The 20,073-nt window shown below is 64.8% G+C and carries 15 protein-coding genes and 1 pseudogene; 11 read left to right on the top strand and 5 right to left on the bottom strand.

What is annotated here, in order from left to right:
* Positions 1-13: 13 nt before the first annotated feature.
* From H7F16_RS10485 to H7F16_RS10530, 10 genes are all read left to right on the top strand, one after another.
* On the top strand, positions 14-787 hold the full coding sequence (locus H7F16_RS10485) for an SDR family NAD(P)-dependent oxidoreductase (protein ID WP_185797496.1): 774 nt from the start codon (positions 14-16) through the stop codon (positions 785-787).
* Positions 788-1,017: 230 nt separating this feature from the next.
* Positions 1,018-2,004, top strand: a complete 987-nt coding sequence (locus tag H7F16_RS10490) for a glycosyltransferase family 2 protein (protein WP_185797497.1) — start codon at positions 1,018-1,020, stop codon at positions 2,002-2,004.
* A gap of 69 nt (positions 2,005-2,073) precedes the next feature.
* Positions 2,074-4,011: a glycosyltransferase gene (locus H7F16_RS19995; protein WP_185797498.1), complete on the top strand. Its 1,938-nt coding sequence runs from the start codon at positions 2,074-2,076 to the stop codon at positions 4,009-4,011.
* Positions 4,001-6,316 carry a glycosyltransferase family 2 protein gene (locus tag H7F16_RS10500; RefSeq protein ID WP_185797499.1) on the top strand — a complete coding sequence of 772 codons (2,316 nt, stop codon included), beginning with the start codon at positions 4,001-4,003 and terminating at the stop codon, positions 6,314-6,316. The genes H7F16_RS19995 and H7F16_RS10500 overlap by 11 nt, the downstream gene beginning before the upstream one ends.
* A 62-nt stretch (positions 6,317-6,378) precedes the next feature.
* Positions 6,379-6,663, top strand: coding sequence for a hypothetical protein (locus H7F16_RS10505; protein ID WP_185797500.1), 285 nt, complete (start codon positions 6,379-6,381; stop codon positions 6,661-6,663).
* A gap of 16 nt (positions 6,664-6,679) precedes the next feature.
* Positions 6,680-7,414: a hypothetical protein gene (locus H7F16_RS10510; RefSeq protein WP_185797501.1), complete on the top strand. Its 735-nt coding sequence runs from the start codon at positions 6,680-6,682 to the stop codon at positions 7,412-7,414.
* 17 nt (positions 7,415-7,431) lie between these two features.
* The gene (locus H7F16_RS10515) at positions 7,432-8,292 is read left to right on the top strand and encodes a sulfotransferase family protein (protein WP_185797502.1); all 861 of its coding nucleotides are present in this window, start codon (positions 7,432-7,434) and stop codon (positions 8,290-8,292) included.
* Positions 8,293-8,304: 12 nt separating this feature from the next.
* Positions 8,305-12,813 carry a non-ribosomal peptide synthetase gene (locus H7F16_RS20000; protein ID WP_185797503.1) on the top strand — a complete coding sequence of 1,503 codons (4,509 nt, stop codon included), beginning with the start codon at positions 8,305-8,307 and terminating at the stop codon, positions 12,811-12,813.
* A complete protein-coding gene (locus H7F16_RS10525; RefSeq protein ID WP_185797504.1) occupies positions 12,804-13,511 on the top strand; it encodes a hypothetical protein in 708 nt (235 codons plus the stop codon). The genes H7F16_RS20000 and H7F16_RS10525 overlap by 10 nt, the downstream gene beginning before the upstream one ends.
* On the top strand, positions 13,508-14,479 hold the full coding sequence (locus H7F16_RS10530; protein ID WP_185797505.1) for a glycosyltransferase family 4 protein: 972 nt from the start codon (positions 13,508-13,510) through the stop codon (positions 14,477-14,479). Before H7F16_RS10525 ends, H7F16_RS10530 begins: the two co-directional genes overlap by 4 nt.
* Positions 14,480-14,528: 49 nt before the next feature.
* Here the strand turns inward: H7F16_RS10530 and H7F16_RS10535 are convergent, their stop codons facing one another.
* From H7F16_RS10535 to H7F16_RS10550, 4 genes are all read right to left on the bottom strand, one after another.
* Positions 14,529-15,641 carry an ABC transporter ATP-binding protein gene (locus H7F16_RS10535; RefSeq protein WP_185797506.1) on the bottom strand — a complete coding sequence of 371 codons (1,113 nt, stop codon included), beginning with the start codon at positions 15,639-15,641 and terminating at the stop codon, positions 14,529-14,531.
* Positions 15,642-15,645: 4 nt separating this feature from the next.
* A complete protein-coding gene (locus H7F16_RS10540; protein ID WP_185797507.1) occupies positions 15,646-16,524 on the bottom strand; it encodes a carbohydrate ABC transporter permease in 879 nt (292 codons plus the stop codon).
* A complete protein-coding gene (locus H7F16_RS10545; protein ID WP_185797508.1) occupies positions 16,524-17,417 on the bottom strand; it encodes a carbohydrate ABC transporter permease in 894 nt (297 codons plus the stop codon). Before H7F16_RS10545 ends, H7F16_RS10540 begins: the two co-directional genes overlap by 1 nt.
* Positions 17,418-17,528: 111 nt before the next feature.
* On the bottom strand, positions 17,529-18,782 hold the full coding sequence (locus H7F16_RS10550; RefSeq protein WP_206682592.1) for an ABC transporter substrate-binding protein: 1,254 nt from the start codon (positions 18,780-18,782) through the stop codon (positions 17,529-17,531).
* A gap of 168 nt (positions 18,783-18,950) precedes the next feature.
* On the opposite strand from H7F16_RS10550, the gene H7F16_RS10555 reads away from it, so the two are divergent.
* Positions 18,951-19,946, top strand: a complete 996-nt coding sequence (locus tag H7F16_RS10555; RefSeq protein WP_185797509.1) for a LacI family transcriptional regulator — start codon at positions 18,951-18,953, stop codon at positions 19,944-19,946.
* Here the strand turns inward: H7F16_RS10555 and H7F16_RS10560 are convergent.
* Positions 19,947-20,073 (bottom strand): annotated as a pseudogene (locus H7F16_RS10560) (electron transfer flavoprotein subunit alpha/FixB family protein); the annotation flags it as partial.

A 20,073-nucleotide genomic window follows, 5' to 3' on the forward strand; every position in this document is an offset into this window, starting at 1 on the left:
AGGAACCGGACCGATGGATTACCTCAAACTCTTCCGCCTCGATGGCGAAACCGCCGTGGTCACGGGCGGCGGGCGGTCCATCGGTCTGTGCTGCGTCGAAGCGCTGGCGCAGGCCGGCGCGGCGGTCGTCGTCATCGAACGGGTTGAGGCCGACGCCGCCAGTGCCATCGCCCTGCGCGACAAGGGCCACCGCATCGACGTCGTGCTTGGCGATGTGGCCGATTCCGCCCGCATGACCGCCATCGCCGACGATCTCGCAGCGCAGGGCCGCGCGGCCACGATCCTTGTGAACAACGCAGGCATCGGCCAGAACGGCATCGACGCGCAGGACGTGACCGATGCCGACTGGCTGCGCATGATCGACGTGAACCTGAACGGCACCTTCTGGTGCGCCCGCGCCTTCGGGCGGCACATGCTCGCCGCAAAACGAGGCGCAATCGTCAATCTCGGCTCGATGTCCGGCAACATCGCCAACCGCCCCCAGCCGCAAACCGCCTACAACGTCTCGAAGGCCGCCGTGCATCACCTCACCCGCTCGCTCGCGGGCGAATGGGCGGCGGGCGGCGTGCGGGTCAACGCCGTCGCCCCCACCTATATCGAAACCCCGATGGTCACCAAGATCGAGGCCAACCGCGACCGCATCCCGATCTGGCTGAACGACACCCCGATGGGCCGCATGGGCCAACCCGAAGAGGTCGCAAGCGCCGTCCTCTTCCTCGCCTCGCCCGCGTCCAGCCTGATGACCGGCGCCATCGTCAACGTGGACGCGGGCTTCACCGTCTGGTGATCTCGCTCGGGCTTTGCCCCCCGCCACATACCTGATCGGTCCGGACCGCACCGGTCCGGGCCAGCCCCTCTGCGACAACAGGCGCCCAAGCGCAGCGCAGCCTGACGTTGTGTCATGCCGCCTCTGCGCGTAGCGTGGCACGAACGACGTCTCGTCCATGCAGCCGGTCCGGACATGTCCGCGACCGGCGGGCGGCCTCGCGCCGCAGGGACCGGAACATAGGTGGAGATGTGGCCGAAAAGATCCTGTTCACCGTGGTCCGCAACGAGGCCCCCTATCTGCTCGAATGGGTCGCCTTCCATCGCCTGATCGGCTTCGACACGATCGTCGTCTATTCCAACAACTGCACCGACCGCACCGACGAGCTTTGCGCCGTCTTGGCCGCCGAAGGCCTGATCGAACACCACATCTGCGACCCGCAAGGGGCCTCGCCGCAGGGCCATGCCGCATGGCTGTTCCGGCGGTCGGGGCGGGTCAAGGACGGCGACTGGGTGCTGTTCTGTGACCCCGACGAATTTGTGAACGTCAAGTTCGGCAACCACCGTCTCGACGATCTGCTTTCCCGCGCGAATGGGGCCAAAGGCGTCCTTCTGCCGTGGCGTCTGTTCGGGGATTCGGGCCACATCCATTACACCGGCCGGTCCATCGACCCGATCTACAGCCGCGCGGCCCCTGCGGCCAACCCCAACAACCGTGTCGTCAAGACCCTCGTGCGCTACGGCCCCGACGTCGAATTCCTCGGCATCCACGTCCCGAAGATGCGGCCCGAATACTGGACCCAAGGCGCCCCGTTCCTGTCGCCCCGCCTTGACCCCGTCGATCCGGCAAAACCCGCCTATGAACGCTGGCGCGAACAGGGGCAGGCGGTTACCTGCGACCACAGCGACGCAAGCTACGACCTCGTCCAGCTGAACCACTATTTCCTGCGATCCCGCGCCAGTTTCGCCCTCAAGAACCTGCGCGGCAGCGGCGGCACGTCCCTTGCCCGCAGCGACCTCGACAAGGACCGGTACTCGGCTGAAAAATATGAAAAATCCAACCATAACGAGGTTGAGGACCACTCGATCCTGGTCTGGCAGTCGCAGCTTGACACTGCCCTAAAGAACATATTGTCTATACCCAAGATAGCAGCGACACAAAATATGGTGTGGTCCGACTATCTTGGCTTCGAGGAAGGGTTTCTCGCCGAGAACGGCCTCCCTCCGCGCCGACTGTGATGGTTCCAAGTACTCTCTTGCGCAAAAGCAGGCGCAGACCACTCACCAAAAGGCGGCCGAGCAGTCCCCGTGAAACGCATTCACTTCGGCGAATTCCTGTCGCAGTTCATGCGGCGGTTCAGAGCGAAAGCGGAAGATCCCGTTTCCGCCTCGCCCCTCGTCGAAATCGCATCCGCCCTGGACAAACGCGACTTTGCAACCGTCGAGCAACGGCTGCTGACGCTGGTTCCCGACGGGCTGACCCTGACCGAACGCCGCCTTGTGCTGACCTTCTGGCTGCGCGTCTGGAACACGCGTTTCCAAGGGGTGACCGACAGGCTTGATCAGGCCGAAAGCTGGTTTCGCACCCTGGAAAGGGCGATGGCAAGCCGCGACGAGGTCTGGCCCCTTTACCGTGCCGCCAACGCCGCCGAACCCGTTCTCGGCGCGGCAGACCTTGCCAACAGCATGGCAATGGCCCTGTGGGACCACCTGCCGCTGGTCGACTTCGGCCTGCAATACGAAGCGATCTCGCGCATTTTCACGAGCGGCGACATCGGCCTTCTGGACGCGGTGTTCCACCATCTGATGCAATCGGCCCAAGGCTTCGTTCCCGATTTCTGGCAATTCCAAAGTCTGGCGCGCCGCTGGTCCGAAAGCGGCAAGGATACGGTCGAGACCCGCGCCGAAGCCCTGCTCCGCGACACGGGGCGCAGCGACCTTGAGCAACTGTTCAAGGTCTATATCGCCATCCTGCGCCAGTCCGATGTCGAACAGGCCTTCGCCTCGGCCCACGGGCTTACCGATCCGGTCCAACGCCAGCGACTGGCAAGCTATCTGCTCGGTGCCTCGCAGACACGGGCGCTGATCGACCATGCCGTGCGCCTGCACGATGCGCTTGCCGACCCCGCCGAAACCGACGAGCGCCAGTTCATGCAGGCGCGGCTGGCGGTGTCGAACGAAGACTGGAGCCGCGTTCTGGAACTGACCGAGGGTCTCCTGGACCATCCGGAACAGCGCAACGCGGTGGTGTGCCTGCGGGCCATGGCACTGGCCCAGTCCGGCGCGCATGAAAACGCGATTGCGGCCATCGACCACGTCAGATTGGGCCCGCAAACCCTGTGGTTCCTGCGCGGCAGGGCATCGCTGATCGGCATGACACACCGCATCCTTCAGGATGGCGGCACCGCGGTCGAGAAACTCCCCTCGCCCGCCCTCCATCCCTCGTCGGGCAAGCCGCTGGCACAATCGCTGTGGGTCGGGCCGCGCCTTCGCTGGATCGAACAGCTGTCGATGAAAAGCTACCTGCTCAACGGCTGGCGCTACAAGCTCTTCGTCTACGACACTCCGGAAGGCGTGCCCGAGGGCGTGGAACTGTGCGACGCCGCATCGATCCTGCCGCGCTCCACGATCTTCCGCGAAGGCGATGGCAGCGGGGCGCACAAAGGGTCGCTCGGGGCCTTCTCCGATCTGTTCCGATACGCGCTCCTGTCGAAACTGGGCGGCCTCTGGACCGATACCGACGTGGTAAACCTGCGCGCCTTCGACGCGGCCGGACAGCGGATCATCGGATCGGAATGGACAGATGCCGGCCTGATCGGCCCCAACGGCGCCATGATGGCCGCACCTGCGAACGACCCGCTCCAGCGCACCGCCTTGCGGATCGCTCAGGAACTGGTGGACGCCGACGCGGTGCATTTCGCGCGGATCGGTCCGGAACTTCTGGCCGAACTGATCGGTCAGGACGGTCTGCAAGGCTACCGGATCCTGCCGCCCCATTTCCTCAATCCGGTTGGCTGGATGGAAACCGGACGGCTTCTCGAACCGTTCGAGCGGACGCGGAAACTCGACGTGCTGAAAAGCGCGCACAACTTGCATGTCTACACCGAAACATGGCGGCTGATCGGCCTCGGCCTGTCCGAGCCGCCCCGTCAGGACGGCTTCCTGCCCGAACTCTACAAGCGCGTCATGAACGCCACAGGCAGCAGCCCTTACAGGGTAATGGAGCTTTGTCAGGATGGGACGTGAACTCCCGCCACCGCGGATAAGGTCGGTCGAGTCGCTTTCCGATGCGGTCGCATCGCCCGATTCCTTCGGCAAGCTGATGATGCGGGGCGTCGATGTGGATCGCCTGATCCAGCGCGAACACTCGGCGGTCGTGCTGGAAAACGCTTGCCAGAAAGCGCGTGACCTTGGCGATCTGCGCTGGGTGGTGCGCACCAGCCAACGGTTGGCCGATGTGACAGGGCTGCCCTCCCATCGCCTCGAACTGGCGCGCTGCCTCGTCTGGGCCACCGATTTCACCGCCGCCGACGCAGCCCTACCCGACGAGATCGAGGACGCATCGGCGCGGGCCGCGCGCGCCGCGCTGGACTGCCAGATCGCTCTTGGCCTGCGCGACCATGACCGCGCGCAACGCGCCATTCAGGACTGTGTCGATGCCGGCGGCGACGCGATGCAACTGCGCATCCGGCTTGTGTCGGCCCTGCTTTCATGGGGCGATATCGACGGCGCGGAAAAGACCCTCGACGGGGTGATCGCGGCGACAGGCCCGAACCCTGCCCTTGCGGCCTTGCAGGTGCGGCTTGCGCTTTGCCGTGACGGCCCCGCCGACGCGCTGCGCCTGCTCGAATCCGCATCGGCCCATCTGCCCCCGTCCTCCGAAGGCTACCGCGCGCTGAAACTGGCCCTGCTGAACGAACGCGGGCGCTACAACGAAGCCGTGGACCTTGCCGCCGAGTGGCTGAAAGAAACGCCCCTCGCGGTGTCGCTCTATCCGCAAGCCGTCCACGCCGCGCAGCATTGCGACCGCGTCATCGAACTCGGCCGCATCTTCGAAGAGATCGACACGAAATATCCCTCGGTGCCCGAGGTGGTCGACGTCCTGTGCAACCATGCCATCGATCAGGGTGACGCGCCGTTGAAGGCCCGTCTCTTGCAGGAAATCCGCGAACGGTCGAGCTGGACATGGATGATCATGCAGTTCGGCGAGGCCTGCCAGAACCCGCAGACGGCCGATGTCGACGGCTTCCTGAGGATGATCGAGGATGACGGCGTCAGCTTCGCCGGTCCAAGGGTGCTTTACGCGCTGTTCAATTACTACTTCTACCCCGATGCCGCCGGACTGGCGCGCGCCAAGGCCGAGGTCGATCGCCTGATCCCCGGCGGAATGGACGACAGCGGGCTGATCGCGCTGCATCTGCGCCTGCTCATCGCCCTCGACCGCGACGACGAGGCCTGCGCCTTCTTCCGGACCCTGCCGCGCGGCATGGCGGCAACAGCGGTGCTTGCGCCTTTCGAGATGTATTTCATGTCGCGCGAGGGGCGCGACGCCGAAGCGCGGGCAGGATGGAACCGCTATCTCGTCGAAACCGCGCATATCGCGCTGAACGCGCGGTCCTCCTATCCCGATGAAATCGTTTTAAGGGATAATCCGGAACCGAACGATATTCTCGCCTTCATCACCGTTTTCAATGGCATCGAATACGTCGAATGGTTCCTCGACTATTACCGCAAACTCGGCATCGGTCGTTTTTACTTTTGCGACAATGGCTCGACCGATGGAACATTCGAGTATTTGCAGGCACAGCCCGATGTCTGCCTGTTCCGCAACGCCGGCAGCTTTGCGGCCTCGGCTTGCGGGGTATTCTGGATCAACCACCTGATGCGGCGCTTCGGCACCGGCCATTGGTGCCTGCATCTCGACATGGACGAAGCCCTCGTCTTCCCCGGAATGGAGGGCGGCCGCAGCCTGCACGATCTGACCCGCTACCTCGACTCGCGCGGTTTTCAGGCCACGGGCGGGCTGATGGTCGATATCTACCCCGATGTGCTTGCCACCGACCCCGATGCAAATCCCTTTGAATCCAGCCAGTTCATCGACACGGATTATGTCTGGATGCGCAACGAGTTGCCCCCCTACCACTTCGTAAAGGGCGGCGTCCGGGCGCGTCTGACGGGGCGAAGCCTGCTCATGACAAAGTCACCTCTCGTCAAGATGTCGGACGACACGGCCTTCATCGCGAACAACCACCAGCACACCCATCTGCGCATGGCAGATGTGACCGTGGCCCTGCTGCACTACAAATTCATCGGCGCTTTCCGCGATCGGGTCCGCGAGGCGGTCGACCGGCAAGAGCATTTTCAGGGCGCGCGCTTCTACCGTGTCCTCGAGGCTTCGGTCGGCCAGAAAGAGAAATTACACGAATTGACTTCAACCGAAAGTGTACGATACTCCTCCACGTTAACACTTCTTAATAATCATATGCTTAAGAGTTCGGTTTTCTGGGAGACATTCGCTCTGCAACCGTCGAGCGATGCCAACACGTTGTAGTAGAGGACAGGGCAATGGACAAAAGTTCCAAACCAAAGACGGGCAGACGTATAGGAATGCTGATGAAGGGCCTGCTTGCGGGCCTTGGCGTTGTTTCGGTTCCGACGGCAGGCTTCTCGGCCCCGACCTTCGAAGAGGCATCGAACGAGAACACGGCCGAAGCCTACACCGCCTTCATTCTGGGTGGCGGTGACGTCGATCAGGTGGACGAAGCCTTCTGCCGCCTCAGCGGCATCGACAGCTCCGCCGCCGATCAGACCGCACAAAGCTACACCGGCGACACCGGCATGGGCGTCGGCTTCGAGACCTGCGCCACCACCGGCTCGGCGCGCCTTTTCATCATCTGACCTGACGGGGACCAACATGATACGTGGCACACTTGCGGCTCTGGCGGTTGCAGTCGCCCTTCCCTGCGCGGCGCATGCGCAGAACTTCGAAGTCATCGCCATCGGCAACGGTGACGAGAACGGATCGAATTTCTACATGCTCAGCCTGCGCAGCAACCTCGGTTTCGGCCAGACTGCAACGGTCGAGGGAACGGCGCGCAACGCCCAGACCGGGCTTCGCCTGCGCTTCGATCTCGCACGCACGACCTATGACACGAATTACAACAACGTCGCCGGCACCGGCACGGGCAAGACCTACCGGCTTCTGCTCGCCTATGGCCTGCCGCTCGATGCCGACACCACGCTGACCTTTACCGGCGGTGTCAGCCACCGCACCGTCGAGGTGCGCCCCTTCACGCTGAACTCGCCCGATGACACCGACGAGACCGGCCCCTTCGCCTCGATCGATCTCGAATACAGCCCCGAGAACTTCGGCACGCTGCAACTTCTTGCCGAACACGACTCGGTCGGCTCGAACTACGGCTCGGTCAGCTTCCTTGCAGACATCGGCCCGAATGTGCGCATCGGACCCACGGCCAACTACGTAGCCGACGGCGACTACTCGCGCACGGCGGTCGGCCTCTCGGCCATCTACGGCATCGGCGACCAGTTCGAGATCAAGGCGACCGCCGCCAACGCGACGCAAAAGATCACGGGCAATCCCGACAAGGATGTGGATTACCTCGAGGTGCAGCTGCGCTCCGTGTTCTGATCGCGGCGGTAGGCGCGATGGACGGCAAGTCACTTCTGATGCAGCCCGCCGACGAGACCCTCGTCTCGTCGGCGCCGCCGCGGCTCGATTACCGGGATTTCCAGCGCAGCATCGCGTTGATCTCCAGCTTCAGGTCCGGCTCGCACATGCTCAAACTGTCCCTCGGGCAGCTTGCGTCCATGTCGACCCCCGTCGAACCCTTCAACCACAATGTCGATGGCGCCGACGCCTACACGATCAAGACCTATCTTGCCGAAGGCGGCCCCAAACCGCTCATCATGACCGAAGGTCACGGCGCGGTTCACCATTTCCTCGCGCGGTTCTACAAGACGATGCCGCCGCGCCGCAGCATCATTCTCGACATCAAGTATTCGCAGGCCTACGCCTTCGGCGTGAATGCCTCGATGCGGGTTCCCGTGGCGGTGCCGGTCGTTCTGGAAGAGCTTCACAAGCTTCAGATCCCGTTCATCCACCTCACCCGCCGCGACCTTGTCGCGCAGGCGATCTCCCTTCTGGTGGCCGAAGACGAGGGGGCCTATCTCGTCAAGTCGACCGATGCCGACCAGACCCGTCGCCCCGTCCGCCTGTCGCCCCGCGACGTGATGACCGCCGCCATCCAGTTGCGCAACGCGCGCGACAATGCCCGCGTCGTGATGGATGCCTTGGGGGTGCGTTCGCTCGAAGTCGGCTACGAAGACCTGATCTCGCCGAACTGGCGCTACCACTACCGCGAGATCCTGCGCTTCGTGAACCGCTACGCCGATATTCCGGAAAGCTTCTCTGCCCCGACACGCCGTCAGGACAGCGCCGGGCGTGTTACGAACCTCGCGGAAATCCGCGACTACGTGGCCGAGCGTGACCGCACGCTGAACGGCTAGGACCGCCAAAGGGTGGCGACTGTCCTCACTCACGACCAACGCGACATCTGGATCGCCGATCAGGCCGACCCCAAGGGAAGCCCCGCAATGGTGCTGGTCGCTTTTCGGGCGCAAGGCCGCCTTGATACGCCGGCATTCTTCGACGCCCTGCGCCGTCTCGGTAAGCGCCATCCGGCCCTGTGCCTGATGATAGACGATTCCGACGGCACCCCCCGCGCCATCTCGGCCCCGCCCGACAAAATTCCGGTGCGGGTGGAAATCCTGCCCTCGTGGGAGAAGCAGCCGCAAGACTGGGTCACGCGGCGGCTCACATCCATCGCCGCCTACCGCATCGACCTGCGGCGCGCTCCGGCGCTCGCGGTTCAGGTGCTGTGCCTCTCGGCCACCGAATATGTCATCGGCTTCTGCGGTCATCACATCAGCCTCGACGATCTGTCCCTGACCGTGATGCTGCGCGACTTCGGGCGTTTCTATGCGGCGGCAGGGTCCGGCCCCGACACGCCGGACGATCCGCACGCCCCCCCTGCGTCCGAGGCGCCGCTCCGGCTGGAAGATGCCCGCCGCGCCGCGCAATTGCGATACACCCCCCTGCCCTGGCCGGGGCGCGCCCTGAAATCGGCGGGCGATCCGGCCCGTGCGGCCATCAACATCCCCTGCCGCCGCGCGCTTGATCGTGACCGCGCCGAGGCCCTGCGCCAAGTCGCACGCCGCCACGGAACCACCCTGTTCTGCCTTTGCACCGCCGCCTACAAGGTGCTTCTGGCGCGCTATTGCGGCGTGGACCGCGTCGCGGTCGGCGTTGCCTATTCCCTGCGCGGCAACCCCGCCGCCCAAGAGGAAGTCGGTGCATGGGTCTCCTATGTCGGCGTCGAAACCGGCATCGACCCGACCGTCCCGATCGGCCGCTTGGGCGCAGCCTTCGGGCAGGAACTTTCCTCCCTGCGCCGCGGCGAAAGCGCCTGCGCCCTTGCGGGCTATTCGGCAACCATCGTGCGCTATCTGGCACCCAGAGCGATGCCCGTTCTGCCGGGCATGACCGTGACCGAACTTGACGCCCCCGCCGAAAGCGTTCTGGTCGAGCTTGCCACCAGCCTGCGCGAGGTCGATGACCGCCTGATGATCGTGATGCGGGGTCGCGAACGGCTGTTCACCCCCGCCGACCTGACGGCCCTGATGACGGCCTATGTGGCCATCCTCGACGGCCTGATCGCCGATCCCGACTTGACCGCCGGTTTCCGCCTGCCCCTGCGGCCGGAAACGGCCGCGCTCCACGCAGGCCGCGCCATTTCCGCCCCACCCGTCGGGGCCGAGCTTGACCTCGCAACCGCCTTCGCGCGCAGTGCGCGGCAGAACGCGGCCGCCCTCGCGCTGGCCGACCCCGGCTGCGAAATCGACTATGCCACACTCGACCGCAGGGCGCGCGGCTTGGCAGACTGGATGCAGACGCGCCTCGGCCTGCACAAGGGGGACCGTGTCGCGCTTTACCTGCGCCGGGGGCACATGCTGCCGCTTCTGCACCTCGCCGCGTTGATGGCGGGTCTGGTGATCGTTCCCGTCGACACATCCTACCCCGATGACAGGATCGGGCAGATCCTTCAGCGCGCCACCTGCCGCTATGCGCTTTGCACCCATTCGGACGACCAGTCCCGCCTGCGCCAGATCGCAGACCGCGCCGGCCTTGCTTGCCAGATCGTCACCGCCGGACCGGCCGCCGACCTTGCCCACCAAAGCGGGGCACCGGCCACGCCCGCTCTCGCATCGCAGCCCGACGATCCGGCCTATGTGATCTACACCTCGGGATCGACCGGCATACCCAAAGGCGTGGTCGTCCCGCGCAAGGCCCTTGTCCGCCTCGCGCTCGGGTGCTTCCTGCATCCGCTCCTGCAGGGCGACCGCGTCGGGCAACTCGCCTCGCCCGGTTTTGACGCCTTTTTCATCGAGATATGGTCCGCCTTCCTGAACGGCGCCGCCTTGATCTGCCCCGACAGCACGCCCGCAACGGTGGATGAATTCGCGCGGCTCCTGCGGTCGGGCGATGTCACCCATGCCTTTCTGACAACCTCCGTCTTCAATCTGGTCGTCGATGAGGACATCGAGGCCTTTTCCGCATTGCGCGAGCTTTCCGTCGGCGGCGAAGTCATGTCGGCATCCCATGCCCTCCGCCTTGCCAAACGCTTTCCCGAACTGACGCTGCGAAATGTCTACGGACCAACCGAAAACGGCGCCCTCTCCACGGCATACCGGCTTGGCCCCGACATGCCGGACGACCTCTCTGCCGTGCCCATCGGCACAGCGCTGCCCGGAAACGTGGTGCTGGTGCTGGACGCCGATGGCAAGCCCGTTCCCGATGGCTTCATGGGCGAGCTATGGCTTGGCGGGCCGGGCCTCGCCTTGGGCTATGACGGCGATGCCGACCTGACCGCCGCGCGGTTCCGCATCTTTGACCCCGTTTCGCTGGGCTTGCCCGCAGGCCCCGGCCTGCGCCTCTATCGCACGGGTGACAAGGTCAGGTGGGACGCAACCGGCACCGCGATCGAGTACCACGGCAGGATCGACGCGCAGATCAAATTCAACGGGTTCCGCATCGAACCCGGCGAAATCGAGGCGAGCATCTTGCGCCATCCGGAAATCGGCCGGGCGGCGGTCGTCACCGCGCGCAACGGACCGGGCGGCGCGGTCAGCGCGATCTGGGCGGTCTATGACTGCATCGCCGCCCCCGATGATGCGGAAGCCGTCGAAACTTCGCTGCGCGGCCTGCTCGCGCAGGACTTGCCGCGCTTCATGCTGCCGCACCGCTACCTCTATCTGGCCCAAGGCCTGCCGCTGAACGCCAGTGGCAAGATCGACCGCAAGGCGCTGGACACCCTCGTCGCCAAGACCGCCCAATCCGGTTCCGGCACGCTCGACGGCTTCGACAAATGGCTGGTCTCGATCTGGAGCGATGTGCTTCAGACCGATGCCCCGCGCGCCGATGTCGATTTCTTCGCGCAAGGCGGGCATTCGGTGCTGGCCATGCGCCTTCTGTCACGCCTGCGCCGCGAACTCGGCCTGACCGTCTCGGTTGCCGACTTCCTGCGCACGCCGACGCTGCGCATGCTGGAACAGGCCTTCCGCCGCATGAAGAACAGCGCGGACCGCAAGCGCCAAACCGGATCCGAGAACATCTCCCTCCTCGTCGCCGGACCCGAGGATATGGCCCCGCTCTTCTGCCTTCCGGGCATTCTCGGCCAACCCGTCTGGGTCAACGCCGCCCTGCCCGAGCTGACCGATTGCGGGCGTCCGGTGCTCGGCCTGCAAATGCCCGAGGCACCGCTTCCCGAAACCATGCAGGATATCGCACGGTTCCACGCAACCGAAATCGCGGGCTGGCACAAAAGCCGCAACATCGCCGCAGCGCCGATCCTTGCGGGTTTCTCGCTGGGCGGGCTTCTCACCGTCTCTGTCACCACCGAACTCGAAGCGATGGGCCTGCCACCGGCACGGGTGATCGTCGTCGATCCGGGCACCAATTTCTTTCCGAACCCGCAAAGCTCTGCCGATCCGAACGGCGAGCATCTTTCCCTCCGCCTTACCGAGTTGCGCAAGGATCATGTCCTGCAACCGGTCCGGACCCATCTGGATTTCATCCTCGCCACCCGCGGTTTCCCGTGGGAAAGGCTGCCGCCCTCGGATGATTGGGCCTGCCTCGCTCATGGCGGAATGTCGATCTATCCCGCCGACGCCCATCACCTGTCCATCACGCAGAAAACCAACGCCCCCCTCCTTGCAGGATTGCTGAAACGCCTGATCGAAGGCGGCGTTGAACCTGCAAGGGCGATCCTCGATCCCTGGTCTGCCGATGATGTCGGACATCTGCGCACTTCCGCGCGTCTGGTGCATACGGGACGTTACGCGCAGGCGCTCGAAGCGCTGGCGCTGCTGTCGCCCGACCGTCAGGCCTTTCCGGCCGTGGTGTTGCAGCGGTTGCGCCTCTGGGAACAGCTGGGCGATCTCGCCGCGTTGAAAGCGACGGCCCACGCCCTGCTCGCCGGCACGACGACCCTGCTTCCCGCCCTCGTCCTTTCGCTGGTCGAGGCGCTTGACCGGCTGAAATGCGGCCCCCTTGCCGACAGGCTTGACGCGACCTGCCTCGCGCGGCTGCCGCAGCCGTCGGCAGGTCTGCTGTTCCAGCGCGCCCAGCGCGCCCTGAACCGCCAGCAACACGCGGTCGCCGCCGATATTCTGGCGCATCCCGCGCTCGCCAGCTTCGATCCGGTCGAAACCGCGCTGATCCGCCTCATGGCCGCAAGACGCGCCTCCGAAAGGCAACCCGACGGCTGGCACGACGCCCTGCTGTCCACCCTCGCCAGCGACGGCTCGGTGCCGTCGTATTTCTCGGCAGCCCTGCGGTCCCTGCTGGTCAAGGGCGACGACGCCACCGCCGGGGCGCTGATCGCCTTGGCCCGCACCATGTTTCCGGGTGATCCGGCATCGACCGACCTCGTCAACCTTTGGAAAGGCAGGGCCGCGCAATGGAGCTGACGTCCGGCGCCCTCTTGCAGGCCTTGCGCGATATCCTGCCCCGCGACGCGGGCTTTGGCCACGCGCGGCTTGCCGAAGCTGCCCCCCTTTACGTGGTGCAGGAGGATATCGGGCCCGCAGCCCCGACCCGCCAAAGGGAATTTGCCGCCGGTCGCCTTGCCCTGCGCCGCGCGATGCGCTCCATCGGGCTGGCGGCCGAACACGTGCCCCGCGCCCCCGACCGCGGCCCGCTCTGGCCCTGCGGCCTTGTCGGCGCCATCACCCATGCCGACACCCACGCCCTCGCGGTCATCGCTCGCAGCCACCACAACGGCGGCCTCGGCCTCGATCTCGTCGCGCCCGCCGACCGGCCCGAACCGGACCTCTGGCCGCTTTTCCTGCATCCTGCCGAAATCGCGCAGACGCGCGGCCCTATCGACGCCGCCGCGCGGCTGGCCGCAAAGGAAGCCGCGATCAAGCTGCTGCGCGACACGACCGGGCTGACCCATGCCTTCCTAGACCTCTTCGCAACGCTCGGGCCTGACGGGACCACGTTTACCGTCCAAATCGTCTCCGCGCCGCAATCTGACGCACGTACCACCGCACTGCCCACGGCTGCGGTGCAAGGCCACCTGCGCCATGTCAGCGGCCACGTCCTTGCCCTATGCGCCGCCGCGCCGCGCGCCCAAAACCGCAGCGACCGGAGCGCCGCGCCATGATGAACCTCCGTCTCCCCGCCTGCATCCTGCACAATGATCCGCCGGTGACCTTGTCCAAGCGGATGCCCTCGGTCGGGCTGGGCCTCGGCCTGTCGGGCCTGTGTCCCGACCGGTTTCGCGACGGGCCGTCCTTTCACATCCTGACCCTCGCCTGGTCGCACGAGGATTCCGGCCAATGCGAACGCCTGCGCGACGAGCTTGCGGCCATGTCCCTTGTCTTGCCACAGGCGCGATTTCTGGTGCTTGCCAATACAGCGGACGAGGCGACGATGCTGCATCATCACGGCATCATGACCTTGCAGGCCAATATCCTGTGCCTTGCCGATGGCGACCGCTTCCGCCCGACACCGCCCCCCCAAGGGCAGGATCGCGTCGATGCCGCCTATGTGGCAGGCTTTTACGCCTTCAAGCGTCACCCCCTCGCCCGGCTCATCCCGCGGCTTCTCCTGCTTTACTGGGAGCCGGGCCCGGCCGAGGCGATCTCGATGCGACAAACCTTGCCCGACGCCATCTTTGCCAATCATGACGCCGCCGATGGCAGCTACAGGCTTCTCGACGGGTCCGCCTATTGCGCCCAGCTCGGTCGGGCATCGGTCGGCCTTTGCCTCTCCGCCGAGGAAGGGCCGATGCGCGCCAGCATCGAATACATGCTTTGCGGCTTGCCGGTGGTGACAACTCCGGCCCGGGGCGGCCGGCTGGAATTTCTCGCAGGCCCCCATCTGAAAGTCGCAGCACCAACCGCGCAGGACGTTGCCGAAGCGGTCGCCTCCCTCGGCCACGACACGCCCGACGCGGGCGAAGTCCGCGCCTTCATCCTCTCGCGCATGGCACAGGAACGCGGCCGCATGCTTGAGGGGATCAACCATTGGCTTTCGGGCGCCAGCGACATCCACCTCGGGCCAGACGCGATGCAGCGCATGGTCCAGAACGGCATCTGGCGCGCCCGCCCCTTGTCCGAGGTCCTCTGACCTCCGCCGCCATCGCCGCCGCCTGCCCTGCGGGCGGCTTTCAGACGCCTCAGCCCCCGATCCTCAATTCCGTAGCAGGATCGAAGGCGACCGCCTTTTCCATATTCACCGCGAATTCATAGCGCTCACCCGCCGCAACCGGGGCATCCGCCCGCATCCGCGCAATCGCATCCCGCCCGCCCAGCGTCATGGTGACAAACGTATCCGCCCCCGCCGGTTCCGTGACCGTGACGCGGTTCGGCAGGCTCTGGATGTTGCCCGACTTGCGATCCGCCCCTTCCGGATCGGTGATTGCCTCGGGCCTGATGCCCAAAAGGATATCCTTGCCCTCCCACGCCGCCATCGCCGCTTGCGAGAAGCGCAGCATCCGCGGCGTGCCTTCGGCATCGGTCACGCTGGCATGCGGCACGCCGTCCTGCATCACCACGCGGGCGGGGATGATGTTCATCGCGGGGCTGCCCATGAAGGTGGCGACAAACAGGTTGGCGGGCGTGTCGTAAATCTCTTTCGGCGTGCCGAGTTGCTGCACATGGCCCCTGTTCATCACCGCGATCCGGGTTGACAGCGTCATCGCCTCGATCTGGTCGTGCGTGACATAGACGATCGTGGTCTTAAGCTTCTGGTGCAGCTTCTTGATCTCGGTCCTCATGTCGACACGCAGCTTGGCGTCGAGGTTTGAAAGCGGCTCGTCGAACAGGAACACATCGGGGTTCCGCACCAGCGCGCGCCCCATCGCCACCCGCTGCCGCTGCCCGCCCGAAAGCTGCCCCGGCTTGCGGTCCAGAAGGTGGTCGATCTGCAAAAGCTTCGCCACATCGGCCAATGCACGGTCCCGCGCAGGCTTCGGCACACCATGCATCTCAAGCCCGAAGGTCATGTTCTGGCCCACGGTCATGTTGGGATAAAGCGCGTAAGACTGGAACACCATCGCGATGTTGCGCTTGCTCGGATGCACCCCGTTCACCACACGCCCCTTGATGGCGATCTCGCCCCCCGTGATCCCCTCGAGCCCCGCGATCATGTTCAAAAGCGTGGACTTGCCGCAGCCGGACGGACCGACAAGGACAAGGAACTCGCCCTCTTCCACCGCGATGTCGACGCGGTGCAGGACTTCGACCTGCCCGTAGGATTTGGTGACGTTGCGGATGTCGAGAAAGCCCATGAGATCAGCCCTTTACTGAGCCCGCCATCAGACCGCGCACGAAGTAGCGGCCTGCGACGATGTAAACGAAGAGGGTCGGCAGCGCGGCAAGGATCGCGCCCGCAAAGTGGACGTTGTATTCCTTCACCCCGGTCGAGGACTGCACGAGGTTGTTCAAGGCCACCGTCATCGGCTGCGAGGTGCCGCCGAACGAGGCGCCGAACAGGAAGTCGTTCCAGATATTGGTGAACTGCCAGATCACGCTGACCACGGCGATGGGGCCGGAAACCGGCAGCAATATCCGCCAGAAGATCTGGAAGAACCCCGCCCCGTCGATCTGCGCCGCGCGCACGAGTTCGGTCGGAAATGCCGCGTAGTAGTTGCGGAAGTACAGCGTGGTAAAGCCGATGCCATAGACCACATGCACCAGCACCAGCCCCGGCACCGACCCCGCCAGCCCCAGCTTGCCCAGAACCACCGCCATCGGGATCAGCACGATCTGGAACGGGATGAAGCAGGAAAACAGCATCAGGCCAAAGACCCAGCTATCCCCGCGGAAACGCCACTTGGTCAGCACATAGCCATTCAGCGCGCCGACGATGGTCGAAATCGCGACCGCAGGCACCACCATCAGGATCGAATTCAGGAAATAGGGCTTCAGCCCCGTGGGTTCGACCCCGATCTGCGCGGTCGACCAGGCGCTGCGCCACGGGTCCAGCGTCCAGACCTGCGGCAGGGCCATCATGTTGCCGCCCGTGATCTCGGACAGCGGCTTCACCGAATTGATGCCCATCACGTAAAGCGGCAGCAGGTAGAACAGCGCAAACAGCACCAGCAGCAGGTAGATCAGAACCCGCATCGCGCGGCCCGTGCTGACGGCGGTATCCTGTGTGACAGCCGACATCACTTCTTCTCCTTCAACTCGGCGTAAAGATAGGGGACCATGATCGCAGCAATGGTCATCAGCATGATCACCGCGCTCGATGCCCCGATCCCCATCTGGTTGCGGGTGAAGGTGTAGGAATACATGAAGGTCGCGGGCATCTCGGTCGCCCGCCCCGGCCCGCCCCCCGTAAGGGCCACGACAAGGTCATAGGATTTGATGGCAAGGTGGCTCAGGATCACGAAGGCCGACAGGAACGCAGGCCGCAGCAACGGAATGACGATGCGCCGGTAAAGCTGCCAGTTCGACGCCCCGTCGATCTGCGCGGCCTTCAATATCTCGTTGTCGATGCCGCGCAAGCCGGCCAGAAACATCGCCATGACAAACCCCGAGGTCTGCCAGACGGCGGCGATGACGATGGTATAGATCGCCATGTCGCCATCCTTGATCCAGGTAAAGGAAAAGCTCTCCCACCCCCACAGATGCATGACCCTTTCCAGCCCGATCCCGGGGTCGAGGAACCATTTCCACGCGGTGCCGGTGACGATGAACGACAGCGCCATGGGATAAAGGTAGATCGGCCGCAGCACACCCTCGCCCCGGATCTTCTGGTCAAGGAAAATCGCCAGCATCAGGCCGACAAGGGTGCAGATCACGATGTAGAGCGAGGCGAAAATGGCGATGTTCACGATCGCCGTGTTCCACGCGGGCAGTGCCCAGAGCTTTGCGTAATTCTCCCAGCCGACCCATTTGAAACTGGGCAGCATCTTCGATCCGGTAAAGGACAGGACCACCGTAAAGCCGATGAAACCGTAGACGAACAGGATCGTCACCGCAAAGGACGGGGCCAGCACCAGCTTGGGAAGCCAGTCCTGCAACCTCGTGCGGAAATCGGGCGCGGTAGACGCGGACATGGCGCGGGGCCTCCCCTCGGGGCGTGGAGCAAAAGTTACCGGCAAACTTTCGCACATTCCTTGCAAAGGAAAACGGGGGGCGACGCGGACGCCGCCCCCCGGCTCGTCAGGTCACTGCGCCGCAGCCACGGCCTCGGCCAAGGCCGCCGCCGCCGCCGCGCCATCGGCATATTCGCCGTTGAAGGCTGCCGTGATCACGTCATAGGTCGCGTTCTTCACCGCTGCCGGTGCCGCATGGCCATGCGCCATCGACCCGAAAAGCGTGCCTGCCGTATTGGCCTCGGCCAGATCGGCCATGCCCTTCTTGCCGCAATCGTCAAAGGCATCGTTCGGTACATCGGTCCGCGCCGGAACCGACCCCTTCACCACGTTGAAAGCCGACTGGAAGGCGGGGTCCATGATCGCCTTGGCCATGTTGACCTGCGCCTCCTGCTTGGCCGCGTCGGTCTGGTTGAACATCGCGAACTGGTCCGAGTTGAAGGTGACCGACCCCTGCGTTCCGGGGAAGCGGATGCAGACGAAATCCGCGCCGGGCTTCTTGCCCGCCTTCAGGAATTCGCCCTTGGCCCAGTCGCCCATCATCTGCATCCCCGCCTCGCCGTTGATCACCATGGCCGAGGCAAGGTTCCAGTCGCGGCCCGAGAAGTTGTCATCGACATAAGAGCGCAGCTTGATCAGGCGGTTGAAGGCTTCGGCCATCTGTTCGCCCCCCAGCGCCGCGGGATCGAGGTCGATAAAGGCCTTCTGGTAGAAATCACCGCCCATCGACAGCACGACACCGTCAAAGACGGTCGCCTCCTGCCAGGGCTGGCCCCCATGCGCGAGCGGGGTGATCCCGTTGGCCTTCATCTTGTCCAGCACCGCAACCAGTTCGTCCCATGTCGTCGGCGCGGCCAGTCCGGTGGCATCCAGCGCGGCCTTGTTGATCCAGACCCAGTTGGTCGAATGGACGTTGACGGGGGCCGCAACCCATTTGCCGTCATAGGTCGAGAACTTCTGCAAGGCCGCCGGCACCACCTTGTCCCAGCCCTCGGCCTGCGCCGTCGCGGTCAGGTCGGCAAGCGCCCCCTCGGCCGCCCAGTCCTGAATGTCGAAGCCCAGCATCTGCACCGCGGTCGGCGGGTCGCCCGCCGTGACACGGGCGCGCAGCGCGGTCATCGCCGCCTCGCCGCCGCCACCGGCCACGGGCATGTCCACCCAGCCCGTGCCACCGCCGGCAAGATTGTCCTTCAGCACATTGAGTGCCGCAGCCTCGCCGCCGCTGGTCCACCAATGCAGCACTTCCACATCGGCGGCCGAAGCCGAACCTGCCAGCGACACCGACAGGGCCAACGCGGACACAACGCCTTTCATCATAGTTTTCATTTCTCTCTCCCTGATGGTCGGAACGGACCGAACGGTGATATTGTAACGTTGCAAATGCCGCATAAGTCAATATCCAGTTACTTAACTTATCAACTTTTCCCTTCCAGATGGCCGCATTTGCGTGTCACAATGGCCAAAGTTGCAACGATACAAACGTGTCAGCGCCCCATGTCAGGCAAACCGACCCTCCGAACCATCTCTGCGGCAAGCGGCTTTGCCGTCACCACCGTCTCGCGCGCGCTCTCGGGTGACGAGAAAATCGCCGAATCCACCCGCCGCGAGGTCAGCCGAATCGCGGAGCTGCTCGGCTATGTCCCCGACCGCGCGGCCCAGCGGCTTCGCACGGGGCGGACGAATGTCATCGCATTGGTGCTGTCGCCGCATGAAGAGATCATCGGATTTCGCGGCTCGATGATCGCGGGGCTGCAACAGGCTTTTTCGGGCACCTCCTATCACATCGTGATGGCCCCCTATGACGGCGACGCCGACCCGATGGTTCCCGTGCAGCACATCCTGCGGCACGGGCTAGCCGACGGGATCGTCTTTTCGGGAACCCGCCCCGACGATCCGCGCATCTCCTTCCTGAACGATGCGGGCTTTCCCTTCGTCAGCCACGGGCGCACCGACTCGCCGCAGGTCCATGCGTGGTGCGATTACGACAACGACAGTTTCGCCCGTCTTGCCGTGACCCGTCTGGTCGCACGCGGGCGCAAGTCGCTGCTGCTGATCCCGCCGCAGCCCGACCGGACCTATGCGCGCCACATGCGCGAAGGCTTCTTCGCCGCAGTCGCCGCGACAGGGGCCGAAGGTCGGATCGACGGCGCGCTCACGCTGGCGACAAAACCCGCCCTGCTGCAAGAGGGGGCCGCAGGTCTTGTGGAACGGCACGGAATCGACGGGCTGATCTGTCCGGGAGAGGTTTCCGCGATGGCGGTCCTTGCGGGCCTGCATGACCGTGGCGTGCGGATCGGCACGGATGTGGATGTGATCGCCAAGCAGACAAGCGAAACCTTCGGCCTCTACCGCCCGCGGATCGACACGATCTACGAAGATATCCGCGCGGCGGGCGAAGCGATGGGCCATCTTCTCTTGCGCCGCATCGCGGGCGAACCGCCCGAAGGGCTGACCGCGCTGCTTGCCCCCACCGTCAATTTCCGCCAGTGATCACAGCTTCTCGATCATCTCCGGCACGGCGGCGAAGATGTCTGCGACCAGCCCGTAATCGGCGACCTGGAAGATCGGGGCTTCCTCGTCCTTGTTGATGGCGACGATGATCTTGCTGTCCTTCATC

This window comes from Paragemmobacter straminiformis (assembly GCF_014243445.1).
GTDB classification, from domain to species: domain Bacteria; phylum Pseudomonadota; class Alphaproteobacteria; order Rhodobacterales; family Rhodobacteraceae; genus Paragemmobacter; species Paragemmobacter straminiformis.